This is a genomic window from Erythrobacter rubeus (assembly GCF_014705715.1).
Taxonomy (GTDB): domain Bacteria; phylum Pseudomonadota; class Alphaproteobacteria; order Sphingomonadales; family Sphingomonadaceae; genus Erythrobacter; species Erythrobacter rubeus.
Map to the genome: position 1 here is coordinate 1,268,017 of NZ_JACXLC010000001.1, position 26,200 is coordinate 1,294,216.

A 26,200-nucleotide genomic window follows, 5' to 3' on the forward strand; every position below is an offset into this window, starting at 1 on the left:
GGCGGGAAGCCTTTGGAAATGCTGGCGTAGAGGCGCGCGGCCTAGCGCTGATTCGTCAGGATTTCGGGAGTGCCCGCGCCGCGCGGCACATTGCGATGTACTCTCCAAATCCTTCTCGGCACCGATCCAAGACCGTCCCAGATCATCCATTTTTCGACTAGCACGGGTCCGTTTCGCACCCCTCCCCATTTCTTGGTATTGACGGCGTCCGGACGAGCCAAGTCGATTTTTCAAATCACTTAGTGTTGCGGATGAAGTGTGCTCGGCAGGTGCAAGTATGCCAGCAACTTGCTAGAAACTGAGTGATGAAGACCGACCTCGATCATCTGCCTCCGCAAAAGCAGCGCGAGCTGGAACGCGTGGTGCAGCTGATCTTCGAAGAATTCGACGATGCCTTTGCGCTGGCCCGGCACGAATGGAAGAAGGCCGGGCGCATCCTCAAAGTGATACTCTACGGCAGTTACGCGCGCGGCACCTGGGTCGACGAGCCGCATACGGCCAAAGGCTACCAGTCAGACTACGACCTGCTTATCATTGTCAATGACAAGCGGCTGACCGACCGCGTGAAGTATTGGGCGAAGCTCGATGACCGCTTGATGCGCGAATATGGTGTCACCAAAACGCTGAAGACACCGGTCAACTTCATCGTTCACACCCTGCAGGAAGTGAACGATGGGCTCGCACATGGGCGCTACTTCTTCATGGACGTAAAGGATGACGGAGTCGCGCTCTACCAGTCAGACGACGCAGAGCTGCACACGCCGAAGCCCAAGACGCCCACGCAGGCGCTGGCCATGGCGCAGGAATATTTCGACGAGTGGATGCCGAGCGCTAACCGCTTCAAGAAGGCAGCAGGGTTTCTAGCGGACGACGGTGGCTTACGCGAAGCTGCGTTCAACATGCACCAAGCGTGCGAGCGCCTGTACCATTGTGTGCTTCTGGTCTGCACCTTTTACACACCGCATGTGCACAATCTTGGCTTCCTGCGCACCCAGGCCGAACGCATCGATGCGCGTCTGACCCATGTCTGGCCGCGCGAGACAAAGCGCGACCGCGCCCGCTTCGAAAAGCTCAAGGAAGCCTACGTCAAGGCGCGCTACTCGAAGCACTATCGCATCACCAAAGAAGAACTCGAATGGCTCGGTGAGCAGGTCGAGGACCTGGGCTGCGTTGTCCACGAGGTGTGCACCGAGCGCCTCGAAAAGCTCAAGGCTGACGCAAGGGCGCGACCAGACAAGGCTTAACCCGGTTTCCATTCTGACAGTCTAGATGCATTTACCATGGTCGCTACCAGGCAACGTGCAGCACAGCTCCGGGCCCTTCGCTGGGCGCAAGGATCGCTATGCGCGGGGTGCTGAGAGCATGTGCCGAGCGCTTCTCGGCTGAAGAGGTTCGAGCCTTCATACACCACTTCGATCATGTCACGACGCGCAGTGCAGGCGGCGGCAGAACGCTCAACAATGGTCTCCTGAAGCACCAACGCTGCAACCAGCAACGGGCCGATCGTCCGCCAACCGGGTGCGAACTGATCTGGTTGGAATTCGTCACGGCTCGGCTTGCGAAGCGCCCGAAGAGCTTCAAGCCAACCTTCAAAGGCGGGGTCAGAAACACACGCTAGGTGCGCGCTCGGTGCAGCCACGCTGCAGATCGAATGCATGGCGTTTGCAGGTTCTGTGCAAGCTGTGCGCGCCGAAAAGACCATCGTCCGTGAACGTCTGATTTTTGAGATGAGTGGGATGGCAAGATTAAAGCAGCGCCGTCGGTCGGTCTGCAGGTGGTTGGTTTTGTTGAACAATAGGCGACAGCACCCGGAACAACCCGGCGGCGGCTCCCTCCAAAAGCTGTTTCTTTTCAAGCAATCTGGCGACGGCGCTTGGTCGAGTTCTGCTCAATGCGGCCTCGACATACCCCAAAGTGCAAGTCCGTGCTCGTCCGTAGGGATGCGCTTGAATGCATTTCGACCGAGCACGGTGATCCATCGGCGCAATGGCGTGAAAACGGCAACCCCAGCGTAGAAACGTCATGTGGCGCATCCCGCCCTCATTGAGGGATAATCGATCTCGATGGCGGGCCAGACCTGCTCCGCTCCATGTCCCCCAGGTCGGTCCGTCATCACCCGGTAAATGAGAGGACCGACGGGCATGTCGACATCAGGCGCCAACGACCCACGAGCCAGCCAGAAACGCCAAACCGACATCGAGCCGATCGCGATGCGCGTGCCGGAGGCCTGTCGCTATCTCGGGATCGGTCGCAGCACGCTTTACGTGCTCATCGGCGAAGGAGAGATCGAGTACATCAAGCTTGGTAGCTCGACGTTGGTATTGACTGAGAGTTTGAGGACCCTGGTCGAGCGCAAACGCAAGGCGGTCAATCAGATTGACAACCGGCAGTAGTCATCCTGAAGTTGCGACTAGGTGGAGTCTGCTATGCGCCCCAATAGCGGACATTCGGGGCCCACGCCGCAAGCTCAAAAGCGGACATTCGCTGTGCCAATGATCGATGGCGAGGCCATGGAGGCAAATCTCGCAGTGCTCATAAGCCAGAGTGAAGGCAATCGCTCGCCAAGTCCTCTACCAGCTCTCTGGAAATACTGTGCTCGAAGAGCTCCTGATCGCGCGCTAAGTTGTCGTTCGCCGACCGATCTTGCACGGCCGACAAGCTTGGACAGCTATGTCCCAAGAAGACTTCGAGCATGGTTTTCGCCATAACGCCTCACCGCTGCACTCGGCCTGACCCGTCACCGCTCATGAGCTTTTCGACCTCAGGTACGGTCACGCGGTTGAAATCGCCCATGATGGTGTGCTTGAGCGCGCTCGCGGCGACCGCGAATTCGAGGCTTTGCTGACGGTCTTTATAAGCGTTGAGGCCGAAGATCAGTGCCGAGGCGAAGCTGTCCCCACCACCGACGCGATCGACGATGTCGGTCAGTTCATATTTGCGCGACAGCATGAAGCCATCATCGCGGGTGCGCAGGCAGGCCGACCAGTTGTTGCGATCCGCGCTCAGGCTTTCGCGAAGCGTAATCGCGATCGTGTGCATGTCCGGATAGGTGTCCAGCACCTTCTGGCCCAGCGCTTCATATTTGGCGGTGTCGAGCTCACCCGACTCCACATCGACATCGACCGAAATATCGAGCGACTTCTGGCAGTCTTCCTCGTTCGCGATGCCGACATCGACGTACTTGACGAGTTCGCGCATGACTTGCGGAGCGGTCTTGCCGTATTTCCAGAGCTTGCCGCGAAAGTTGAAGTCGCAGCTGACGGTAAGTCCGGCATCCTTGGCGGCTGTGACGCAAGCCATCGACAGGTCTGCGGCCGATTGGCTGAGCGCTGGAGTGATACCGGTGATGTGAAGCCACTTTGCGCCTGCAAAGATGGTAGGCCAGTCGAATTCATCGGCGCTCGCATTGCAGATCGAAGAATTCGCGCGATCATAGATGACCTTGGACGGGCGCTGGTTAGAGCCGGTTTCGAGAAAGTAAATTCCGACCCGGTCGCCCGATCGGCTGACATGCGCGGTATCGACGCCGAACTTGCGCAGTTCCATGATGGCGTTGTCGCCGATGTCATTGTTCGGCAGCGCGCTTACGAACCCGGCATCAAGACCGTAATTGCTGAGCGCGACCGCGACATTGGCCTCGCCACCACCAAAAGTCGCCTCGAACTCGGGGGACTGGAAAAATCGCTGATGGCCCGGCGTTTTGAGCCGAAGCATGATTTCACCGAAAGACAGGAATTCAGCCATGGGAAGGAGCTTTCGTTCAGCGACCTGCTTTGGCGATGGCCACTGCCTCGCTCGCCAGGTTGGTGATTTTGGAATAGTCGGCGATTGCGACGGCGTCCTTGGGCGTAAGCCAGCTGCCACCGCAGGCCAGCACACTGGGAAGTTCGAGAAATTCTGCGAGGTTGCGGGCTGACACGCCGCCCGTCGGCATGAACCGCATCTCGCGAAAGACCGAGGACAACGCCTTGAGCATGGGCACACCGCCCGCGAGGCTTGCGGGGAAGAATTTGACCTCGCGCAGGCCCAGCGCAAAGGCGCGCTGGACTTCACCCGCAGTCATGGTGCCCGGAAAGAATGGGATGCCCTCGTCCAGGCAGTATAGAGCAATCTCGTCAACGAGGCCGGGCGAGACGATGAATTCTGCTCCGCTCGCCCGCACCGACTTGGCCTGATCGAGGGTCAGAACGGTTCCCGCGCCAACAATCAGCCCCTCGGTTTCGGCAAGGATCGCTTCCATGCCTTTTTGCGCGTCTGAGCTTCGCATGACCACTTCGAGCACGGCCAGCCCCCCGGCGGCCAAGGCTTGGGCAATCCTCACCGCGCGTGAAGGATTGTTCTCGCCGATTAGCGGGACGACAGGCGCGGCGGCCAGGCGTTCAGGAAGTGTGTCGCTCATCATCTCATCCCATCATGAGAAGGCAAGGCCGCCATTGATGTCGATATTCGCGCCGGTGATGAAAGAGGCTTCTTCCGAAGCGAGATAAGCGACGAGATCGGCGGTTTCGTCTGCACGACCCTGACGCTTGAGCGGGGTTGAATTGGCGACATTCTCGCGCGCGGCATCCGGGGTGAACTTGTCGTGGAACGTCGTTGCAATCATGCCAGGGCAGATCGCATTAACCCGGATGCCCTTTGGACCAAGCTCTTTCGCAAGGGCGCGGGTCATCGTCATCACCGCGCCTTTCGATGTGGCATACGCGATGGCTCCGCCACCTCCGCCATCGCGTCCGGCGAGGCTCGCAAGGTTCACGATCGCGGCGCCTCCACCCATATGCGGCACGGCGGCCTTGCAGGCGAGGAACGTCGAGGTCGTGTTGAGCTGCATGACGAAGTTGAAGAATTCCTCGTCCATTTCGGCGAGTGTTTTGCGCGCGACAAGGCCGCCTGCATTGTTGACCAACAGGTGGATTTCATCGCTGAAAGCCTCACGGGTTGCAGCGATCAATGCCTCGACATCGGCTGACTTCGTGACGTCCGCCTTTACCTTGATACCCTTGCCACCGGCGGTTTCGATCTCGGCAATTGTGGCGTCAGCGTCCTTCTCGTTGCTGTTGTAATTGACAACGACACTCGCGCCTTCGCTGGCGAGCTTGACGCAAATTGCACGCCCGATGTCGCGGCTGCCTCCGGTCACCACTGCGGTCTTGCCTGCGAATTTCATTGATAGTCCCCCTTAGGAATGAGCGCGGCCAGCGGCCGCTGTCGGTTTCAGTGGTTTGATTTCGCCGCACAGCAGCCAGACGCTGGCAATCGCTGTTAGCGAAAGCGCTGCGCCTAGGACGAAGACAGAGTAGTAGTTCGCCCCTGCGGTCATGATCGGCACAAGATAGGTCAGCGCGGCCGCGCTTAGCTTCGCACCCATTCCGGCGATGCCCGACAGCGTGCCCACGGTACGCTTGCCGTAAAGATCGCTTGGAAGGGTCTGCACGTTTCCGATTGCGGTCTGGAAGCCAAACAGGATCGTGAACATGAGCCACAGCGCGAGCCACGGTGTTGATGCCGCCGACAGGGCAAGAAGCGCGGGCAGCATGATGAGGCTGCCGAGCGTGATCGTGAGCTTTCGGGTCGCGTTGACGCTCCAGCCCGCCTTCAGGCGGTTTTGGGCAAGCAGCCCGCCAAACCACGCCCCCAGCATCGCACCGACAAACGGCAGCCAGCCCGACGCTGCGACGTCCTTCACGTTGAAATTATGGACCTCGACGAGATAGGTCGGAATCCACACGATGAAGAGCCACCAGATCGGGTCGATCGCGGCCGAGGCGATGATAACGCCCCAGCTTTCCTTGCGCGACAGCAGCTCGCCTGTTCCTGGATTGTAGCCGTCCCCATCGTCGCTTCCGCTGTCTTCGACTTTCTGCCCAGTAAGGATGTATTCGCGCTCTTCATCGGACAGCCAGTCATGCCCTTGTGGCGGGGCCTTGACGATGAACCACCACGGCACGAGCCACAGCAAGCCAACCAGACCGACGAGGATGAAAATGATCTTCCAGTCGAGGAACACCGCCATGTAGCCGATCAGCGGGATCGAGATGATACCGCCGATGGCAGCGCCGGAGTTGAAGATGCCTTGGGCGAGCGCGCGCTCCTTGGTCGGGAACCACTCCGCGTTCGCCTTGGTCGCGCCGGGCCAGTTGCCCGCTTCTGCGACGCCGAGGATTGCGCGGAAGATGCTGAAGCTCAGAACGCCTTGTGCAAGAGCGTGGGCGGCAGTCGCGAGCGACCATACGCCGATCGAGAGCACGAAGCCGAGCCGCGTTCCGATCCAGTCGAAAATCTTGCCGAAAATCGCCTGGCCCGCCGCATAGGCAAAGATGAAGACCGTGCTGATGACACCGAGGATGTATTTGTGCCCGTCGGCATCCATGTCCGGAAACAGTTCCGGAGCGATGTTTCCCGGCCATAGCACGTTGATCGTCTGGCGGTCGATATAGTTGATGATGGTTGCGAGCGCCACGAGGCCCACAACCCACCAGCGAAAGCCTTTAATCTTCATGGATCAAGCCCCCTCGCTCAGGAAATCTTCGCGCAGCGGGCTGAACGTGTCGATCAGCACGCCAGCCTCCAGACACACCGCTCCATGGTCGAGATGCGGGGCTACGTAGAAGCTGTCGCCCGCTTCGAGCACGCGCTTCTCGCCATCGATGAAAACCTCGAACCTGCCGCTTTCGACATAGGTCGACTGGCTATGCCGGTGAGCATGCACTTGCCCGACCGCGCCGCGATCGAACCAGACCCGCACGACCATGATTTCCGGCCCGTAGCCCAGGATCTGTCGCGTTATGCCCTCGCCCAGATTTTCCTTGGGGGTGTCCTTCGCGACTACGAAGGGCGAGCTGTGCGCTTCTGCAATTGCAGCCATTGTCAGTTATCCTCTCCAGGAAGCGCAATCACCGCTGCGAACCCATCCCATTCTAGGCTCTCGCCATCGAGCGTGACGCTATGCGCCGTTGCTGGATCAGGATTGTGCGACACGGCGATCGCAAAGCGCTGCCCTGATTTCAGGGTCAGGCGAACGAGGTCCATTCCATCGATGCGCTGATGATTGAGGTCAGAAACGAGGCTGCGGCTGTCGAGCGTCTGTTCGGCCGCGCCGTCATAGCTACCATGGGCTTCGAGCAGGCTCGCAAAGCTTGCCTCGCCCTCGCGTTGGGCGCGCAGCATGATCAGCGGTTCGCGCCGCAGGTTGAATTCAGGATCGTTCGCACCGCTCTCACCGAGGATGGCGGTCAGCGGTCCATTCCCGGCGAACCGGTAGGTGTAAAAGCGCCCGTCGAGGATCCAGGTCAGCGCACCTCTGCCATCCTGGAGGCCCGCTTCGGCGTCGACCCAGATATGCTGATAGCCGTTGTCGCTTCCCAATACGGGGCGCTCGGCTGTGTTCGAAATCGGCTCGAAATCGAACTCCATGATGTGCCCGGAATAGTGCAAGGGCAGATCGTATTGGTGCGGCTCGTCGCTCTGCGCGTGGACGAGGTCGATCACCAGCGGAGCTTCCAGTCCGGCGATTGTCGGCATCAGCCAAGTGCGCCGCATGGTGACGCCCGGATAGGCGCTGTCCATAACGCTGCTCGTTACCTGGAGGCCGGGCGCGTCAGAGAAATACAGCTGCGTTGGCCAGAGTGTGTCGGCGAGCTTGGCATCCCCGCCAAAGTGGCTCGTTTGATCGACCACAAGCGTATTGTGCGCGACCGAGCTTTTAGCCCATGTCGTGTTTTCCGGCAGGTAACGCCCGCCGCGCTTGGCTTCGATATTGAGGAATCGCGCTGCGCCGTAATCGCGCACAATCTCGTTACCATTGTCGTAAAGCTGCCAGGCAAGCTTGTCGAAATGGCCGTGCCCCATACCCTGCGAGCTGTTCTTCGCGATGAGCGCCGTCGCAGGCTCGCCTTCGGCATTGGTTGGTCCCTGCCGCAGTATAGCGACAGCGCCCTCATCGCCGTCCGGCCCGTCGCTCAGCAGCAGCGTGCGAAACGGGAACGGCTCTGCCATGCCCGCAGCAAGGTCGCGCGACACCAACGCGCCATTCGGTCTGAGAACGGTGCGCCCCTGAAAATCGGCAACCGACAGAAGCGCAGGATCGCGCGTCTGACCGTAGGCGATGGCAACGCCCTCATAGAGCTCGGCTGTGCGCAGGCTCTTGTCGCGGATCGCATCGTTGAACGGGAAGAAATATCCGCGATAGCTAAGCTGCACGGTCGTCCGCAGCGCCTTCAGCAGGATGCCGTCGCGATGTTCGAAGATGCGCCGTTCGGGCTCGTTCCGCTCGATCGCATCGGCGAAGACCAGGAACGGGAGCAAGGCAAACCGCTGATAATACGGCCCCTCGGTATAATAGCCGTCTGGTGAGAACAACAGCTCGGTCTGGCGGATGAAGCCGGTTTCACCACTCTTGTCCGAACCGAGCAATGCGCGATCGACCATGTCCTGATCGCCCAGCAGATAGCCGGTCATGCCGACCCCGGCCGTCGCCCAGGTGGCATGGTTGTGAATGCGGTTAAACGTCCGCTCGGATTCAACCGAAAGGAAATGAACCGCAGGTCGAAAGACGTTGTCGTCGATCCGCTGGCGGTCTTCGGCGTTCAAAGTATCGCGAATATCGCCATATCCCTGCACGGCATGGACGAGCCACATCGCATCGTTGAGCACCTGCCAGAAAAGGCGGCCCACGTTCTGATTGGCCTGCGCCGGATGATCGTCCAGCGTTGGATAAAGCTCGGCATATTCGAGCAGCATATTGCGCACGTAGTCGCGGTAGCGCTCTTCGCCGGTGATCCGGTAAAGCTGCCCGCCTTGGTAGATCGCACGGAAGTTGCGTTTGTGCTGTTCGTGGGTGTAGCCGCCGCCCGGATCTTTCGGGACGGGCACGACCACACCCTCGGTGATCATTCCGTCAACGAATTCGCGCGCCCGCTCCAGTTCTGCCGCAAACAGTGGAGAGTGGGACGAGGCTGGCTCAGTCGCATCAAGCGAGGTGTTGTCTTGGGAAGCAACCGCAAGAGCCGCCTGTGGCAGGCTGCCAGCGATGATCGTTGCTGCGAGAAGAGCTGCGCGGCTCATTGGGTGTCTCCATCACCGAAGACATTCCCAGAGAGTGAGGCGCGGTGCTCGCCATCGAAGATCAGCTCTTCGAGGATCAAATCGCCGGTCGCGGCAAACGCGTTGTCGGTGATCGCCGTCTTGGGCGTGCCGACTGTGTGGACGACGCGGAACGGTGCCGAGGCGCGCACAGCGTTGTCCTCGACCGCAGCGATCTGCACGCCATGAAGATGGATTGACCCGCCCGTTCCGTTGGTCGCGGCAAGACCGACATCATCGAGCGCGTTGCGCGCGATCCTCACATTCGGTCCAAACGTGCTTTCATCCCGTCCGCCGCGATAAATGTCAGCCAGCGGCCCGCCGACGCGGGCGAACGCGCTTTCAGTGATATCGAGATATTCGACGTTGTATTGGCCATAATCCTCGGTCTCCGCGGCGGCGGAGACGATCGTTCCGGTGATGTCGGCAAAGCTGCTGCGACGGATTGAGATGCGATCGGCCAGCGTGTTCTTGCCCAAGGTTAGGACGTTGAACGACTTATTGACCGCAAGATTGCGCACGGCCACGCCATCCATCGCGATCCGCATGTTGGACTGGATCGGAAAGATGGTCGTCCGGATCACCGAATTGCCAACCGAATCCGGGGCAAGCTCGCCATCGATTGCGAGGCCTTGCAGCATCAGCTCGCCGCCTTCGCGCAGCTCGAATAGCGAGGGGCGGGTGAACAGGATCGTGGTGGCATCCGATCCAGCACCCCTGATCGACACGGTTGCTTCAAGCGGGATCGAGCGGTCTACGATAAAATCACCAGCGGCTAGAGCCAGAACGTCACCGTCCTTCGCAGCCATCGCCGCTTCCGCGAGAGTGCCTTGCCCCGGGGCGACCTCGAAAACGCGGCCTGAAGAGCTGAAGTCGGTGCGCTCGCCCGGCTTGGCATACCAATCGACGCCGACCTCATCGAGTGACACCACGCGAAGGTCGCGCGGAGCGCCAACATCGGCGAGTTCCGGAGCTGTGGGGTAAAGCAGTCCATTCTCGCCGCGCTCCATCGCGACCGGGGCCTGCGTCAGCGATGCAAGTTCGTCAGCGACGCCGCCCTGCGCGACACGATTACCGCTAAAGGCAATGCCCGAAACATCGTCATAGACTTCGAGAAACGCCTCCCCCTCGAGTCCGCTCATGAGGTTGCGAGCAAAAATGCTGCCGCTGGGAGCCGCCGAGCGCTCTTCATCCGCGCCGACATTGAAAGCCACTCTGCGACTATCGACAATTGTGTTGTTCTCGATGCGCGCATTGGCCACTTCGACATAGCGGTTCACTGGCGAATTCGGCACACCGTTCATGATCGCGAGCGCGCTGGAGAACGCTTCGCCGCGCAGGCCCTCAAGATAATTGCCTCGAACCGTTTGCCCGCGATTGATGACGCGAATGCCGCCCGTGTAATCGGTCCCTCCGCCGAGGAAAACGTTGCCCTCAACGACGTTGTTATCGCCATGACGCAAAGTCAGCGTTCCGCGGGAGCGCAGGAAGACATTGCCGCGAAAGACGTTACCGCCGGACTTGGACGAAATGATTTCCACCTCGCCGCCAGTGCGATCAAAGACGTTGTGAGCGACCAGCGTGTTCGAATTGAACATCGAGTAGCGGCTCGTGCCGATCCGCAACGTCTCGCCGCCATTCGATCCAAGCACAGAGCGTGGGCCGAAATAATTGTATTCAATCCGGTGGTTGTTCTCGCGGCTTTCCTCGCTGTCGAGCCGTACAGCGAGCGTCACGCCCTTGTTGGTCTTGCCGGTGAGATGATTGTGATCGAAGCGGTTGTTGCTGCCGTAGATGCCGACCCAGTAATCGCTCTCATATCGGTCGGGCTTGCTGAAGCCGTCGACAACGACTTGCGTGACCCGGCTGTTGCTCGCCTGGTCTTTCGCCGAAACCCGAAAGGAGATCACCTCTCCTCTAGGACTGAACCCGTCGCGGAAAACTAGGCCTGACACCACGATATGCTCGCCGCCAATGCGCAGACTCGATTGCCCGGTAAGAATGACATCGCCGGGCCTTTCTGCAATGATAGTTATCGGTGCATCGGCACTGCCTCCACCGGTAATGACGAGTTCGAAGTCGTCCCATTCGCCTGAAGCCAGCACGATCGTGTCGCCAGCTTCGATATCAGCCGCCGCCGCCGTATATTCCGCTTGAGTGCTGACAAGGATGCGCTCGGCGAGAGCGGGGCTCGAAAACGCGCAAAATGCTGCTGAAACAAGGCAAAGCCTCGCTACCATCCCCTCAGTCCTCTCCGTGTTCTTATGGAGAGACTATATCGCGAGTCGATTTATTGTCAATCAATCTGGCATATCACATGTTCATAATGTGTAATGCCAATCGGCCTAGCCGATTTTGGCGGCAGCCAGGAAGCGTTCACGACTTTGCGAAGCCTGTTGCTGCACTTCTTCCAGCGCCTTTCGCTCTGTCGCCTCAAGCATGTTTTCAAGCAGCCGATGGAAATGCTCCCGCATGGCCGCACGTGCACCTGCGGGGTCACGCGCCTTGAGGGCATCGAACACTGCGCGGTGCTCTTCCGTACGGGACTCCGCATCATGGATGCATACTGCCTGATATGTCGCTTTCACTTCGGGTATCTCTTCCCGCATGCGCCAAAGCGACTGGATCGTATGCACCATCGCCGCGTTGTTCGACGACTCAGCAATCGTGAGGTGAAATTGCTCGTCGGCCTCATCAGCCTCTTCAGGCGTGCCGGTTCGCATGCGTTCGACGAGAATTTCGAGCCGAGCGATCGCTTCATCCGAGATGTGGTGAGCCGCGAGTGCCGCGGATTCAGACTCTACAAGCAGGCGCGCCTCGGTAACTTCGAAAGCGCTTGCGCTTGGGAGCGCGTCGCCCACCAATGGCTTGTTTTCGCTTACATACACACCGGAGCCCGTCTTGATTTCCAGACGGCCAACGGCTTGCAAGGCGATTTCAGCTTCGCGGATTGTAACCCGGCTGACACCTAGCTTTTCAGCAAGCTCGCGCTCCCCCGGCAATCTTGTCCCGGGAGGGTAAGCGCCTTCGTCGATCAGTTGAGCGATCTGCTCGGCCACCGATTGAAAAAGTCGCTTACTGTTCATCTTGGATCGCGCTCCAGATTGGGGGTGATGATCGGTCCTATACCAATTTTCCTAGACAATTGAACTCTTCAATCCGCGATCCTGCCAGCCGCCGCCGATGCCCCCAATGGCGACGGCTGGCAGATCGCCGGTGAGCTGCCCTCTTTAGAAACGCAGCGTCGCGCCGAACGTGAGCCGACGATCAGGAAGCCCCTGGAAACACAGCAAAGCACCATCGTTGACGCAGAATTGGCTGATGTCCGACTTGGTAAGGTTCACACCTTCTACACCGACGCTCAGATAGTCCGTTACATCGTAAACGACGCTCGCGTTCAACTGACCCCGAGAGTCGGTGACGACCGGGAAGCCGAGTGTTGAGTTGAGCGACGCGCCGCCCGCCGTATCGAGTGTGCGGAACGCGTCGCGCCAGGTGTAACGGGCACGAGCCGAGAGGCCGTATTTCTCGTAGTAGAGAGTGACGTTGTAGGCATTCTCCGAGAAATCGAGCAGTCCCTGAACGGCTTCGACCGGATCGGGAACATTTGGATTAATGGCCTCGAAAATCTGCTGGCCACGACCCGATGCGGTCTGGGTTGCCTCGCCTCCACCGAAGTCCTGCCACGTATAGTTAGCAATGATGCCGAAGCCCGAGGCAAATCCCAGCGCATCCTCGAATTGAGAGAGGTCGTACTGGAAAGAAAACTCAATGCCGGTTTGCGTGGTGTTGGCAGAATCGTTGACGATCGTTTCAAGTGGCACACAAAGACCGTTGCCCTGATCCGCGTCGGACGCGAGAACATTACGGTCAGGCACGGGGTTGAAGATACCACCACCTTCGCAAGGAGGAGTAATGTCGCGGAAGCCGGTTACCGGATCTTCGAACGCATCCTCGACCTGCGTCACGAACAGGTTGGTGCGGTCCTTGTGGAAGAAACCGATGCTGATCAGTGACGACGGCGCGAAGTACCACTCAAGCGAGGCATCGTAGGATTGGACCGTCTCTGGTGCGAGGTTTGGATTACCGAGTTCTACGGCATTGTTCGGCCCCGTTGGGAACGACACTGATAGCGACAAATCGTCGAAATCGGGACGGTTGATGTCTTCGGTGAAACTAGTACGAAGAAACAGATCGTCGGCCAGCTCCGCGACCACATTGATACGCGGCATAAACTCACTGTAGCTGCCGCTAGCGGCAACCGGCGAGGCAACGCCGTTAGCGATTTCGTTGCCGAACGAGTCGACACTAGTGTCCACCCAGCGGAAACCGATATTCCCGCGAACTGGGCCAGCCTCGAAATTGGCCTGCGCATAAAGCGCATGCGTCTCTTCTTCGATCCGGAAAGAGGCTCCGAGGTTTCCTGCTGCATTGGGATCGATATCGGCCAGGAGACGCCCGCCATCGGCAATCGCAGCCTGCCCGCCTGGCGTCGCATCCAGCGCAGCTTGAAGGGCAGCGATCACGTTATCCCGATCGGAAAATGCCTGGTCGGGATCGATCACCACAAAGTTACGGAATGCCAGGGCCCGCCCATCAGCCTCATCGAAATTGTCCGGTCCGGGAACAATCAAACCCGCCAGCACTGAGCCGCTGGGGCTGTTTGCTATCGCGCCAGTGCCGAAGGTGGATCGGAGCTGAGTAAATTCCGTGGAAGTATCGTTGTAACGATAGCCTGCGTCGACCGAAGTGATGAAGCCCAGCACACCATCAAGATCGAGCGTGGTATCAATGCGGAAGGCATCCTCCTCGTTTTCGGTCATGTTGTTGCTGTTAGTAACAGCGTCAAGCACCGTATTGCTGGGATCAAGCAGCTGCTCGACCGTAGGCGCAAACGGCGAGTCGAAATCGAGGCCGAAAGTCAGCGCACCACCACGCAGATCGTAAATGAACGGAACGCTGTTATCGTTACTGGTACCATCCAGCGGCGTCAGCGGGTTTGGATTAATGAAGTTGAGCGTGGTGCTCAAATTCGGGTTGGCGGTGTCCGAAGTGGAGCGCGAGACCTCAATTTGCGTCGTCAGACGACCGGTCGTAAATTCTGTGCCCAACCGATACAGCTCGGTCTCGGTAACACGTGCGCCTGTATCACTGGAGAAACGAAGGTTCGGGTCATCGTCGTCCTGAGCAAGATTCGGCTGGATGGTGCCAAACAGAGCAGCCTCAATGCTGCCAAGATCAAGGCCGTCCAGGGATCCGAAAGTGATCGTCTCAAAGCCATCCGGCACATTGACGGTATCGACAGCGCTGACGCCGGAGCCTTGAACACGCGAACTGTCCTGGCGACGCTCCTGATCCTTGTAGATCACGTCTGCAAAGAACTTCAGGTTGTCGCTTGGTGCCCACTCGAGCGTACCCGCTATGTTGATTGTTTCGAATTCGAAGTTTTCCAGTTCCTGGTTGAGGAACTGGATGTTCAGAAATGGAAAGTCGGGGCCCGGAGCACCTGCTGCGGTTACGGCTTGGCCAGCGCCGATCAGGTTGTCGCGGTCTACACGCGGCCGGAAAGAGGTGCCCTCCTGCTCGGTATAGCTCCCGCTGATAACGAAGCCGATTTCCCCGTCACCTGCCTCCCATACATTGCCGAAGTTAGCGGAGAGGCGAGGCTTCACACTGTCTGATAGCTCGCTGTATTCACCTTGGGCGCGAAACGAGAAGAGCCGGTCGGTAAGTTCGAGCGGTCGGATTGTGCGAAGATTTACGGTTCCACCAACCGAACCTTCGATGTTTGCCGCTGTCGGAGCCTTAATTACCTCGACCGCACCGATGATCGCCGAATTGACATCTTCGAAATTAAGTCCGCCGCGGCCCGTTCCGGTGGCAACGGTCTTAACGCCGTTGATGAGCACCAGGTTGTCGTTTGTGCCGCGAATTTGGACTCCGGTACCAATACCGGCCGTTCGGGTGATCTGAACCCCGGTGACGTTCTCAAGTACCTCAGCGAGGTTCTGGTCTGGAAGCTTGCCGATATCCTCAGCCTGAATGACCTCGATCAGGCTATCGGCATTGCGCTTCTCGTTCAGTGCGCTTTGTAGCGAGCCACGAATGCCTGTGACCATAATCACGTTATCTTGATCGTCATCGACAATGGACGCATCCGCGTCATTGTCCTGAGCCAAAGCAGCCCCCGGCACCAATCCAATTGCCGAGCCAGCCAGTATGCCAGCGATAAACCGCTGCTTGCGTGCAGAAACGCACGACGGCGCGAGCCGAATCCCCATTATCCCTCTCCCATGTGATTCTTTAGTTATTGGGCCAGACGATAGATTGGCATAAATTATTGTCAACCCAAGCTACAGACCTATGTTGAAAACTTTGTCATACCAATTTGCAAACCCGTCGATGCCAGTTTGGGGCCCATCGTGTGTTCGGCAGGTGGGAAGAGCCGGAGCTGCAAAAGTTCAGATGTAGACACGGTACCGGCTGACGATCCTTCTCGCGCAGCGGTTGGGTGTAGAACAGCGGATGCAAATTCCTTTTGGTCCATGGTTGAGCGATGGGGCTGGACAACATTTAGCTGCTCAGGGGCAGCGCTGCGCAAGATTGAGAAGCCCCGTAATGCCCCAACGGGCCATTCCATCGATCAGCTTTAGAGTCACCCGTGCTTTGAATTAAGAGACAGATGAATCGGCGTCAGCATCTGAGGAAGAGTGTGCCAAGGATACACAGTCGCGCCCCACGACAACTTTTTGGACATTACCGGACGTCCGCAATGAAGTCCGGAAGCCGGATGGCAGCTTTCCGCTTCAAGACCCCCGGTAGCGGACTGACCGCAATCGGCCCAAACGCGGTAACGTGACGTAGCCGTGCAACACCGGTCAATCGGGCTGTCGATGCGCGTGGCACCAGAAAGATCGCTTCTCGATCACGTGACCTACCAGTGCGCCCTGAGCGGTCTCGAAGCGTTGCTCATTCGGAACGAAAACGTCCCATGACCACGGCGGCGATCGTAAGAAGCAAGATTGCTGCAGCTTCATAGAGGACATTCTCTGGGGCCATGTCCTTTCCTTGCAACACGATCAGGCGAGCGATCGCTGTAATTGCGATAAAGATCGGGAAGACGAAGAAGAGCCCCTTGCCGGTGTAAAACACCGCAATCATCCCCACCACTTCTGTGTAGAGAAACATTAGGAGCAGGTCTGCGAGTTCAATTGTCCCACGCTCGATTACCGTCGAGACTTCGACGCCAACCGCTGCCAGCGTCATGATCATCGTGATGATAAGCAGAAACCTCTCAACCAGTTTGAAGAGCTTTGACGCGTAGCCGTTCTCGTCAGAGCTATTGACCTTCGGGGTATCGGTCGATGTGGTGTTTGGCGTGGGCTGGTTCATCGTTGCATGATAGCATGGTCCAGAGCTCCAGCGCGAATAGGCTCTGCTTTTGGAGCGCTGCCAACGCACGTCGTGAGCCTAGATAAGTCATGCACCATAACTGCGAAAGAAAACCATCATAGGCCTGATCGTCTTCATCTGTTATGACACGCGCATGAGAGGGACAGAAGGACTTCCGGCGAAGAGTCATTTCGATGAGCTGATGGAGCACACCACGTCGCTTCAGCAGCGCGCTTCCATAGCTCTTGACCATGGCGATTATTATCTTGCTACGATGCTGATCGAAGATGCCGAGCTATTGGCTGACGATATAACCCAGCTTGTCGACGACGTTGAGCATCATCAAATGCGGGAGATGCTCCGAGTGATGGGTAATCGGGAAGCCGAAATCCACGCCCGGCATATCAAACCACGATGCAATGCCAAGACGATCAAGCGGATGGGTATCGGGATTGGAGCCAGCCTGGCACTCGGCGGAGCTTTAATCGAAATCTAGTGGCACATTGCATGCAGCCTTCGTAACTGCGGCTCCGTAACGCTCGGCCTGGCATGAATCCGAATGACCGCTCCTGGCGATTGTCGACCGAAACCAGACAATCTCCTTCCGGCCCAAAACTTCAGCGAATGCTCAAGGATCGAGAATGAGATGGAAAGGTCAGGCCGCTGGGCGAGTCCGTTTCACGATACAGACAGCCCTCCAATCCGATGATATGCCTCTCTTCATGCGACACCAATATCTGGAGCGCGGCGCGCAACCAAGACATCGGCATGAGATCGGTTATGCAGCTTTCGTTTTGTCGGGAACATATGAGGAGATTGGTGATACCGGCCGCTGGCAAGCTCAAGAGGGTGACGTCGTGTACCACTCCGCATTTGAAGCGCATCGCAATCTAATTTCGTCCGAATGCGCCATTATAAACATCGACATTCCGCAGTATCTCGCACTTCCGGCTGTTTTCAAGATCAACAGACCCGACGAACTTTTGAAGGCGGCGGCCAGCGACGGCGAAGCGATTGCGCGCCATCTCATTCCTAGCGAGATCAATCAGCCACTTATCACAGACTGGCCGGATTTACTGGCCCATGACCTGCTCAATGCACCGGTCCATTTGGGGGGCTGGGCCGAGAAAGCCGGCCTAAGGCTCGAAACGGTAAGCCGCGGGTTTCGCAGGGTGTATGGTACGACACCAGCTCGTTATCGGCGCGAGGCGCAAACACGCTCTGCGTTGCGTATCATCTTGAACGGTCACGAGAGCCTGGCAGACATAGCCTATCTGACCGGCTTTTCGGATCAGGCTCATATGTCTCGCGCCGTTACCGCGCTTACCGGACGCACGCCGGGCAAATGGCGGAAAATCAAAACCGTTCAAGATCGTCTTTCTGCAGCATAGCTAGATCACCTCATCTCGGCAGATCAAAGGTGAGTGCTGTATCGTGATCTATTCGTTCGACTGGGCTGTGCCCGCAACACTGCTGCTTGGTCTCCAAACAGCACCACATGACGAAACAAGTATGGAGGCAGAGCGCGCTTTGTCGAGCGCGCGAGGGGCCATCCTTCGCGCCGATGGCGGCGAGGCAATTCGAATTCTCTCCGGCCTAGAGCTAGAGGATCTATCCGCAGATGATCAGGCTTTCGCAACATGTGCGCTCGACAAACTCAAATCGCGCAATCCATCGTCATTCCCACCTGAAGTAGCAAGTCCACTCGTTCGCTCACTTCTTGCCGACTATCGTGCATACTGGAAGAACAGCCTAAATCACGCGATGCCCATAGATGACGCACAGGAGCGCCTGATTGAAAGTGTTTCTCGCACACTCAAGCAGACGCCTCCGGATGATATCGCAATGCTTGAAGAAGCTATCGCAGCGCACTTGGCTGCCGAAGGGTTTCACTCTCTCCAAGGAAAAACGGGCAAGCTGCGTGAGCTGATGATTTGGCGCTCCCAAGCGGAACGGACCCACACCGTCGAACTGCCAGAGGGGCAGGTCACAACGCGTGTAGTCTATCTCGATGACTTCGTCAGCGGTGGCTGGAGCAGCTACTTCACTTGCAATCGCACTGGCACCGGCGGCTGGGCGAAACCGGACGCTCTTTATGTTGTCGTACCTCGCTGGAAAAGCTTGGAAGACGAACGCTTCCAAGTCAGCTTTCTGGCGCATGAAAGCCAGCATTTCCGCGACTATAGCACGTTTCCAGACTTGATGGGGTGGGAGCTTGAATACCGAGCCAAGCTCGTGGAACTCAGTACAGCGGACGAGAGCCGTGACCGTTTAATAAGGCGTTTCGAAGCCAACCAGAGCGACGACCCGTCCGATGCGCATAGTTTTGCCAATCGGCGGGTCATCGCCGCGATGAAGCGTGAGCTGAAATTGGCTGCTAGTGCGAGCTTGGCCCAGGCGTCCGTGGAGGACGTGCAAATCGTAGCGAAAAGACTGCTGCTAGAAGACTCGATGGCGCGTCAGGAGGCACTGCTTGCCGAACAGCCACCTGTTGAATGACTGCTTGCGCTCAGTGTCCCTGTTCAGCGTAAGTGAGTTACTGGTTCGCGTCCACACTTGGTCGAAGTCGTATGTCCGCTTCTTTGATCGCAGCACCAAGCAGAAGATATTCCGGTTCCAGCCCGATCCCATCGCCCACCGGTGGTCGAGTTGGTGTGGGAAGCCGAAATGAGAACTTGTTTGCAGCAAGGATCTTTCTGCTCTTGACGCCTGGTTCCGGCTTTGGCCAATAGTTTGTAAATTGCAATGAGAGGCACTACATCAAATTGATCGGGATCGACTTCCAATCCGATGCACCTCATCGACTTCGAGACAATTGGGCTCGCGCACCGCGAACGAAAGCCGGTAGAGAATCGCAGTCTATTAAATAATCATTAGGCTAAACCGACTGGCGCCGGACCCGTATGAAATGTCGCCGGTGAGCACCCGTCCCGGCTCATGGCTTCGAGATGTCGCGCCATCTGGCGCCGCGCGCACAGCGCATTGTCAGATGTTTTGTCGCGAACACCAAGAACGATGTGGCGCTGTGCGCGCATTCATCTTTCGAAAGGAAACTGACATGAACGCCATTATCGAACATCGGGCGACACCCGGTCGTGGGGAGGGGATTTTTGCTCTTAAATCGTTCAGACGTGGCGACACCTTGTACGTAGGCGTTCTTGATCGCGGTTCGACAAAGAACCATTCTCATGCCTCACAGCTTGGCAAGAACACGTTCGGGTTCCACACGGGATTAGGCTCCAAGTTCAATCATTCCTGTGATCCGAACTGCGGCATTATCATCAACGACACAGGCGGACACGATATTGTTGCGATGCATGCCATCGCGATCGGCGACGAAGCAACGTATGATTACGCCATGCGAAATTACAATATTGAGCATTTCCCGGTGGTATGTGAGTGCGGGAACAAAAATTGCCGCAAGGTGATCACAGGCTGGAAAGACCTGCCGCAGCAGCGGAAAGACGACTACGCTGGGTTCATCGCACCGTATTTGATCGAGTTGGACCGCGAGGAGGCCTCTGCTACTCGCTCGGGGCCAATTTCGAATGCCTTGCAGTAGAGTGTGAAACAGCCGCTCACACGCGCTAGACGCAATCGCCTAAATCTCAAGCTCTATGATGTTTCCGAAAAATCAATTCGGTAGACCAACTAGGCCGTTGACGACCTCGAACGGGCAGCATGAGACGGCGCTTATCCCGTACGCTACGAAGTTGTCCCCCGCGCCTTATACGCGATCCGTTCGAAAACCGTGTGCAGCTCCCGAGGTTCAGCCTTTTCGACAGCGCCATCTTCGATTTCTGCTTCTGACCAGATCAGTGTGGGTAGCTCGTCATCAAGCATCTCCCACTCCGGGAAAATCCGCTCATTGATTGTCTCGGAGTGCACCATGCGGATGTTGCAATGGCGGTCATCTCGAAGAATTTGCGAGTATAGCGCATCTATTGCTCGCGCGGGCCCCTCGATCAACTGGAGATAAACATCGCGGCGACAAATCAGCGCGCCGGTGATGTCGTTGCGCCGATTGTTATGCCGGGCTTGGACAAGAATGCCGGCAAGCATTGCGTGATCAAACCCAAAGGGCTGCGAGTGGTAAATCAGCTGCTTCACCGGCATAGTCTCCCTCAGGTATTGGCCAATAGCCTACGGCATTCGCTCCGCCGTTACTAGCCATGGTGATAAGGCGACAAATCTTCGGCCTGACTAAACCTCCGCACTCAGGGGCACCACTAGAACGTCGACTTTTGACATATTAGTCGCCAACAGCGGGCCGTCTTCTATCGGCCACCAAAGAGCAATTGCCAAGTATGCTTAGAATGTACGCCTTGGCCATCTTTCAATGACCAAGGCGTTAGGTGGTTTGATTCAGGTAGGATCTGGCGCACCGTCACCATCGGTATCGTATGAATCGGGCTGGCCGTCGCCGTCGATATCCCAAGTGTCGGCTTGGCCATCGCCATTCGTGTCCCAGGCATCCATGGTACCATCGCCATTGCTGTCGATTGTAGGCGGATTGGAGGCCTCTGCTGCTGGACCGTTCTCGCCCGCATCAGGCTCGGCGTTTGGATCGTCGGGCTGTCCGTCACCGTCAGCGTCGACAGCATCGGGGGTGCCATCACCGTCGGTATCCCAGGTGTCGGCCTGACCATCTCCGCGCTGATCCCATGCATCCATTACACCATCGCCGTCAGTATCGATCGTTGCTGGCGGTATTTCTCCGCTGGGCGGCGTTTCATTGTTTGGGGTGTAGTCTTGAGCTGCCAACGGCATGGCTATCAGCAAGCCGCCGCTCACGCCGGTCGAAATCATCAATTTGATATTCATGTTCAAAGTCCTTAGTTGCCACCCCTGCTGGCGTCATTCTTAGCGATGCAGATGAACTGCGGTTAACTGGCTCGCTGAGACGTGGCGCTCAGCGGGTGGCTTACAATGCAGTGAGATAGGGCGAGACTGGCAGGCGGTGAGCAAGATCGGATGGCAATCAAAAGGCGCGCCAATCTCGATTGTCCTGTTTGCTATTTGACCCTATTCAGGTGCCTCGCTCTCGATCTCGGCAGTCTCTTGAGCGCTGTCCTCGACCATTTCTTCTTCAGCAGCCTCGGGCGATATCTCGGACACTTCTGGTTCGGCTGTTGGCGGCTCTGTCTCTGAAGGCAAAGCTGGGTCTGCTGCGTTCGGATCGGGAATGTTCTCGACTTCAAACTGCTCTTCCACTACCGGCTCAGTGCTCTCAAACTCTCCGCCTGCGGGATCTTCAGGGGGCTGTTCGCAGGCAGACAGCGCAACCAAGCCTGGTGCAAGAGCGATGATTGGTAGGTGATGGCGTTTCATTAGAGGCTCCATTGTTGGGCCTCTAGGTAAGATGCATCGCGGTCGCAGAGTCGATAGCGCAAAATGGGCGTGGCCTTATTTTGGCCACGAACTGACGGGGACCGTGCCTAAGGCGAGTTGAATGTCAAATAGCCTCGGACGCAGATGCTCTCAAACGTCTTGATCGAAGGCAGGATGGCTCCGTAGTCCGAAAGATGAAGGAAAGTGGCCCACCAATCAAAGTTCGGCATGCTCCAAAAGCCGAATGGCTGCTTTGCCCTATTCTAAGCCAGAAGCAGACAGTCGGCTTACGGCCCAAAAATTCGAGCCTTGTGAATTCGACTTAGTTCGGTTTGGAAAGCGGAACGGTGGCTTCTGTGACTCAGTGTTGTGATAGCAGACGTCATGTTCGTGCTGCCCCAATCGTGGCTATCGACCCGGTTGTGGACCTTTCTGGATACGACTAGGTTGCTCACATGCCGATGATGACTGGAGGATGCCAATGCGGACGTGTTCGATATCGGGCAGAGGTATCGCACATGGAAGCTTATCTTTGTCATTGTCGGATGTGTCAGCGGGCCACCGGAGGCGTTTCTATTGCGTTTAAGAGCCTCAAAAAGTCGACAATAACTTGGGAGACGCAACCTGACTGGTATGTGTCATCTCCAATCGCAAAGCGGCCGTTCTGCTCAACTTGTGGGACGCCTTTAGGATTTGCCTACGACCGTTCCAACTACATGGACCTGACCGTTGGTTCTTTTGATGATCCTTCCGGCTTCTTCCCGACCGAAAACTTCGGAGTTGAGAGCAAACACCCAGCTTGGGAGGAGGCATCGCATCTGCCGAATTTACGAGCGGACGAATATGAGCCGCTCATAAGGCGATGGAGTGAGACGACAAGCAAAGGACCGAGGTAGATCAAGTCGAGGATGCTGAAACCTCGTTTGGCAAGTAAGGCAGGCGCGCCACCCCGCTTCTAGTTTGCCCGCTGCCCCCAATCTCGTACGTACATACGCAGCTAAAACTATTTCCGGTTCTGGGAAGAGAATAATCGCTTCCAACCATCTGACATTGGGGTCGAAAGCTGATTGACTGCTGTGGGGTGGGAAGCGGAATGTCGGGTTTGCGGTTAAGCCAACTGGTTAGATGCCCTAAACAAAATCGCTTAGTTCTGTGCGGTGCTCTTCCCTAACCTTCGATCCAATCGAGCCAAGCACCATGTGGATCAGTCCATGCGACTGGCCTACCATCAAGAGATAGAAGGAAACCGTCCTTTGACTGCGCTGGTGCCTTAGCGGCGAGTTGGGGCAAAACCTTGGGGGACTCGTTTGAGATCCAATGGTCCGCTGTCGCCGTCACCAACCTTTCAAAGTCATCACGTTTTTTCTGCGTACCTAGATAGTTCAAAACCGCAGAGTGGAATACTACAGTAGTAAGACCTATAGGCACGTCGTTGAGAAGGGTCTCAAGGTCATCGGAAAGATTGCCTTGAACAACTCGTGGAAGTTGTTGCTGCGCAATGGCTGAGGACTTTCGCAAACGCGCTAGCCTCTCTTCCTGGCCGGGCCAAACCAATGTTTCGAGCCATGCCATTTCTTCAGCATTGCAAACGTCGAGTGGGTTCAGATCAAGTCCGGCACGCCAGACAATATTTGGCATCTTCTCTGGGATAGGCGTGTTAGCAGATGCAGCGCACTTAAAGAGTGGTGGCGCTTTTTGACCGTGCGGTAAGAGTTCGCCTTGTCCGTAGTCGTAGGCGTAAAAGTCCGGTAGGAGACACAGTCCTGCTGAAGCACCAACTTCAATCAACGCGAGAGGTTGGCGAAGGCGCGCCAAAACTGGGAGCAGAACAGCGCATCTTCCAGGTTCGTTCGTTTGGGTGGAACGCTCGCGCATCCTATCGGCAACTTTGGTTGGCTCAGCCAATAGTTGCGCGCGGAAAGTCGACCAATCGGCGGGAGTTCCAAAGAGCGAACGATAGCTCGCAAGGAATAGATTTGGTTGGCGTTTGGGTTGTGGAAGATCTGAAAGGAATTCAAGGATCTCACTGTCCAGGGCCACCTGCGCTGTGATATCAGCCCACAATGACGAGTGGCCTTTGGCTTCGTGGACAGAAAACCACTCATACCATCGGGCGATTTCGCGCATTTGCTGATCATTCATTCTCATCTGCTTTCGAATGACAGCTTCCGGGAGTTTTGCAATCGAGATGTGACGTCTGAGATGAGGTCGTTAGCCGACAGTCCGTTTTATCGATCTAGAAAAAGGATAGCGGACGACCTGCTCTATCCGCGCGCAGACTGTGCCTATAGTTCCAGCCCATTCGGGCGACGATCCGAAGCAATTGGAAGTTGAGCCGAAAGTTCGGGTGTACGCGCTCTTTCGCGCACATCTGGCGATATGCTCACAATGGTATGGCCTCGCTTAGCTAATCCACACGTATTCTAGCCCATCTTGTCACTGGACACCCGCAAGGGTACCTCCCTTTGTGTGGATCGCTGCCGCGATCCTTGCGCGGGAACGCCAAGGGCTTCGCCCTCTCGTTCCCGAAACCGCAAATAGACACCCCCGGGTGGCGGGCTGCCGCCCGCTGGCCCGCGCCAGGGCATCGATTTGCGGTTTTCCCTCCCCCTCCCATCCTCGCCGGAAGGCAGGCGGCATGGCCAAGCCATGCACGCCAGCGGTTTATTCTCTTTAGCTCAGCCAGGTCGCATCGGTTCAGCGCTGGATCGCAGAATACCAAAGCCTGCGATTCAGTGAAGCGAAAGCTATGCGCGGACAATTGAATAGCGCGAAAGGTCGACTCAATTCCCTGAGCTTTTAGGTGCGCAAAGCTCAACGAGTTTCGCATCCCAGGCATCGAGTGCTGTGCGCTTCTCGGCATCGTATTTGTAGCGGTTGTAGATGCCCGCGACCCCTGCCCTTGTGCCGCTGATATGATTGAGGACCGACTCGGTCACTTCGACCGGGACCCCGAGCGATTGAAGGTTGGTCGCGCCGGTTCTCCGGAGATCGTGAAGTCGCCAGTTCGGAATTTCCACTGAGTTGGGATCGTCGCCCGCCTCGGCTTTTCTCTTCGCCATGTAGGCGAGCATGGTCTCGTTCAGTGCCACCCTGCCCTTGAAGAAGCCTGATACCGGCGTCGTGCCTGTCGTGGTAAAAACCAGCCCGCTGTCTCTTGGCCCGATGCGTTCGAGTTCGGCGACAGCGAGGTTAGATAGAGGGATTATGTGTTCTTCGTCATTCTTGGCCCGCGCTGCTGGTAGAGTCCAGTTGCGCGCGGCAAGGTCAACCTCGCACCAGTCCATCTCCGCCACTTCCCGTCGGCGTTGCATCGTCAAGATCAGCATGCGGACAAAGGGCCCCCACGGCCAACCTGTCTGCTCGCTTGCTTTCCACAATGCGACGAGCTCTTCATCGTTGAGGACACGTCGGCGCGCCGGAACGGCCTTTGGCGCTTTCATCCCGGCCAGAGGCGAAACCTCGATATCCTGTCGATCGGTTGCCCAGTTAAACAGTTTGCGCAGGACAGAATGAATTTCCTTTCGCCGAGCGGGGCGGTCGGAATAATCATCCATGACTTTGACGATGTCGGCTCGCGTAAGCTCATGCATGGGCCTGGTCCCCCAACGGGGAATGACAACATTCCTTAAAGTGCAGTCTGCTGCCTTCCACGTGCCTCGCCAGTTCTGTTTAAGATAGAGGTCGGTGAACTTCTCGCAATACGCGCGAACGTTGAGGGTCTCCCTCTTACGCTTCTCCTCGCGCCGGGCTTCGACGGGATCGATTCCCTGATAGACCTGAATCAGAAGCCGCTCAGCTTCTTTTCTCGCCATTACGGGTGTCCAAGGACTCCCGACTGGACCAATGGTCTTGCGCCGTGCGGGACCTCCGTTAACTCGATATTGGAAAACGAACGATTGCGCGCCGGTCGGCGTGGTCCTCAAACCGAAGCCCTTGAGACGAGGATCCCACACGTAAATGTCGCGCTCTGGATCAGGCATGATGGAACGAACAGTGCGAATAGTTATCGACTGGTTTGGCATGGTGAGACGCTCTTCCCACGTAATCGCCACGTAATCGGTTGTCGGAAAGTCGTGGCGTAGGTTAGACTAATCCACGGCGGAAAAACTCCAACCGTTTCAAGTCTTTGAGCGTAGTTTGGCGTAACATTTCTAAGAAACGAAAAGAGTACAAAACGCCGCTCTTAATCAGCGGGTCCTAGGTTCGAACCCTAGTGCGTCCACCATTTTCCTTCATTTGTTTGTAACGGCTTTCATTCTGGGATGCAGTGCGTTTTCTGAGTCGGCACGTTGTATCTTGCCTCTGCTTTTGAAAGCCGAGGCTATAGGCAGAATAACAATGCGGCGGCGCTTGCGGAGTCAAAGGCAAAGACGACCCAAAGCGCCATCAACCCATT

Annotated in this window: 23 protein-coding genes and 1 pseudogene; 8 read left to right on the top strand and 16 right to left on the bottom strand. The window is 57.1% G+C overall.

What is annotated here, in order from left to right; genetic code table 11:
• The first annotated feature begins 305 nt into the window (after positions 1-305).
• The 3 genes from IB285_RS06240 to IB285_RS06245 all read left to right on the top strand — a co-directional run bounded on the left by IB285_RS06240 (position 306) and on the right by IB285_RS06245 (position 2,393).
• Positions 306-1,244, top strand: coding sequence for a HEPN domain-containing protein (locus IB285_RS06240; protein ID WP_190787364.1), 939 nt, complete (start codon positions 306-308; stop codon positions 1,242-1,244).
• Positions 1,245-1,342: 98 nt separating this feature from the next.
• The gene (locus tag IB285_RS15170; protein WP_407925602.1) at positions 1,343-1,618 is read left to right on the top strand and encodes an HNH endonuclease; all 276 of its coding nucleotides are present in this window, start codon (positions 1,343-1,345) and stop codon (positions 1,616-1,618) included.
• A gap of 523 nt (positions 1,619-2,141) precedes the next feature.
• Positions 2,142-2,393, top strand: a complete 252-nt coding sequence (locus tag IB285_RS06245; RefSeq protein WP_190787365.1) for a helix-turn-helix domain-containing protein — start codon at positions 2,142-2,144, stop codon at positions 2,391-2,393.
• Between the two features lie 319 nt (positions 2,394-2,712).
• Here IB285_RS06245 and IB285_RS06250 read toward each other — a convergent pair whose 3' ends face one another.
• The 10 genes from IB285_RS06250 to IB285_RS06295 all read right to left on the bottom strand — a co-directional run bounded on the left by IB285_RS06250 (position 2,713) and on the right by IB285_RS06295 (position 16,470).
• Entirely contained in the window at positions 2,713-3,744 is a 1,032-nt protein-coding gene (locus IB285_RS06250; protein WP_190787366.1) for a sugar kinase, read from the bottom strand.
• Positions 3,745-3,760: 16 nt separating this feature from the next.
• Positions 3,761-4,399 (bottom strand): bifunctional 4-hydroxy-2-oxoglutarate aldolase/2-dehydro-3-deoxy-phosphogluconate aldolase, encoded by a 639-nt coding sequence (locus IB285_RS06255; RefSeq protein WP_190787367.1) that lies wholly within the window; start codon positions 4,397-4,399, stop codon positions 3,761-3,763.
• Between the two features lie 12 nt (positions 4,400-4,411).
• Positions 4,412-5,164, bottom strand: coding sequence for an SDR family NAD(P)-dependent oxidoreductase (locus IB285_RS06260; protein WP_190787368.1), 753 nt, complete (start codon positions 5,162-5,164; stop codon positions 4,412-4,414).
• 12 nt (positions 5,165-5,176) lie between these two features.
• Positions 5,177-6,496: an MFS transporter gene (locus IB285_RS06265; RefSeq protein WP_190787369.1), complete on the bottom strand. Its 1,320-nt coding sequence runs from the start codon at positions 6,494-6,496 to the stop codon at positions 5,177-5,179.
• Between the two features lie 3 nt (positions 6,497-6,499).
• Positions 6,500-6,862 (bottom strand): cupin domain-containing protein, encoded by a 363-nt coding sequence (locus IB285_RS06270; RefSeq protein ID WP_190787370.1) that lies wholly within the window; start codon positions 6,860-6,862, stop codon positions 6,500-6,502.
• Between the two features lie 2 nt (positions 6,863-6,864).
• A complete protein-coding gene (locus tag IB285_RS06275; protein WP_190787371.1) occupies positions 6,865-9,060 on the bottom strand; it encodes an alginate lyase family protein in 2,196 nt (731 codons plus the stop codon).
• Positions 9,057-11,318 carry a polysaccharide lyase 6 family protein gene (locus IB285_RS06280; RefSeq protein WP_190787372.1) on the bottom strand — a complete coding sequence of 754 codons (2,262 nt, stop codon included), beginning with the start codon at positions 11,316-11,318 and terminating at the stop codon, positions 9,057-9,059. Before IB285_RS06280 ends, IB285_RS06275 begins: the two co-directional genes overlap by 4 nt.
• Before the next feature lie 105 nt (positions 11,319-11,423).
• Positions 11,424-12,164: a FadR/GntR family transcriptional regulator gene (locus tag IB285_RS06285; protein WP_190787373.1), complete on the bottom strand. Its 741-nt coding sequence runs from the start codon at positions 12,162-12,164 to the stop codon at positions 11,424-11,426.
• 144 nt (positions 12,165-12,308) lie between these two features.
• Complete coding sequence (locus tag IB285_RS06290; RefSeq protein WP_190787374.1) at positions 12,309-15,359, bottom strand: TonB-dependent receptor; 3,051 nt, start codon at positions 15,357-15,359, stop codon at positions 12,309-12,311.
• Positions 15,360-16,047: 688 nt separating this feature from the next.
• Positions 16,048-16,470 carry a phosphate-starvation-inducible protein PsiE gene (locus IB285_RS06295; protein ID WP_190787375.1) on the bottom strand — a complete coding sequence of 141 codons (423 nt, stop codon included), beginning with the start codon at positions 16,468-16,470 and terminating at the stop codon, positions 16,048-16,050.
• Positions 16,471-16,672: 202 nt separating this feature from the next.
• Here IB285_RS06295 and IB285_RS06300 point away from each other — a divergent pair, with 202 nt between their 5' ends.
• From IB285_RS06300 to IB285_RS06315, 4 genes are all read left to right on the top strand, one after another.
• Complete coding sequence (locus tag IB285_RS06300) at positions 16,673-16,966, top strand: hypothetical protein (protein WP_190787376.1); 294 nt, start codon at positions 16,673-16,675, stop codon at positions 16,964-16,966.
• Between the two features lie 145 nt (positions 16,967-17,111).
• On the top strand, positions 17,112-17,861 hold the full coding sequence (locus IB285_RS06305; RefSeq protein WP_190787377.1) for a helix-turn-helix transcriptional regulator: 750 nt from the start codon (positions 17,112-17,114) through the stop codon (positions 17,859-17,861).
• 43 nt (positions 17,862-17,904) lie between these two features.
• Positions 17,905-18,969 (top strand): hypothetical protein, encoded by a 1,065-nt coding sequence (locus IB285_RS06310; protein ID WP_190787378.1) that lies wholly within the window; start codon positions 17,905-17,907, stop codon positions 18,967-18,969.
• A 559-nt stretch (positions 18,970-19,528) separates the two neighbouring features.
• A complete protein-coding gene (locus IB285_RS06315) occupies positions 19,529-20,032 on the top strand; it encodes an SET domain-containing protein-lysine N-methyltransferase (protein WP_190787379.1) in 504 nt (167 codons plus the stop codon).
• Positions 20,033-20,175: 143 nt separating this feature from the next.
• On the opposite strand, the gene IB285_RS06320 is transcribed toward IB285_RS06315, so the two are convergent.
• The 3 genes from IB285_RS06320 to IB285_RS06330 form a co-directional block, all read right to left on the bottom strand.
• Positions 20,176-20,580 carry a BLUF domain-containing protein gene (locus IB285_RS06320; protein WP_199803339.1) on the bottom strand — a complete coding sequence of 135 codons (405 nt, stop codon included), beginning with the start codon at positions 20,578-20,580 and terminating at the stop codon, positions 20,176-20,178.
• A gap of 255 nt (positions 20,581-20,835) precedes the next feature.
• The gene (locus IB285_RS06325) at positions 20,836-21,294 is read right to left on the bottom strand and encodes a hypothetical protein (RefSeq protein ID WP_190787381.1); all 459 of its coding nucleotides are present in this window, start codon (positions 21,292-21,294) and stop codon (positions 20,836-20,838) included.
• Between the two features lie 201 nt (positions 21,295-21,495).
• Positions 21,496-21,801 (bottom strand): hypothetical protein, encoded by a 306-nt coding sequence (locus IB285_RS06330; protein ID WP_190787382.1) that lies wholly within the window; start codon positions 21,799-21,801, stop codon positions 21,496-21,498.
• A 464-nt stretch (positions 21,802-22,265) separates the two neighbouring features.
• On the opposite strand from IB285_RS06330, the gene IB285_RS06335 reads away from it, so the two are divergent.
• Positions 22,266-22,697 (top strand): GFA family protein, encoded by a 432-nt coding sequence (locus IB285_RS06335; protein WP_456237370.1) that lies wholly within the window; start codon positions 22,266-22,268, stop codon positions 22,695-22,697.
• 271 nt (positions 22,698-22,968) lie between these two features.
• Here IB285_RS06335 and IB285_RS06340 read toward each other — a convergent pair whose 3' ends face one another.
• The 3 genes and pseudogenes from IB285_RS06340 to IB285_RS15175 form a co-directional block, all read right to left on the bottom strand.
• Positions 22,969-23,943 carry a DUF2332 domain-containing protein gene (locus tag IB285_RS06340; protein ID WP_190787384.1) on the bottom strand — a complete coding sequence of 325 codons (975 nt, stop codon included), beginning with the start codon at positions 23,941-23,943 and terminating at the stop codon, positions 22,969-22,971.
• 641 nt (positions 23,944-24,584) lie between these two features.
• Positions 24,585-25,394, bottom strand: a complete 810-nt coding sequence (locus tag IB285_RS06345) for a tyrosine-type recombinase/integrase (RefSeq protein WP_234033079.1) — start codon at positions 25,392-25,394, stop codon at positions 24,585-24,587.
• 156 nt (positions 25,395-25,550) lie between these two features.
• Positions 25,551-25,826: pseudogene (locus IB285_RS15175) on the bottom strand (Arm DNA-binding domain-containing protein); the annotation flags it as partial.
• Positions 25,827-26,200 lie beyond the last annotated feature (374 nt).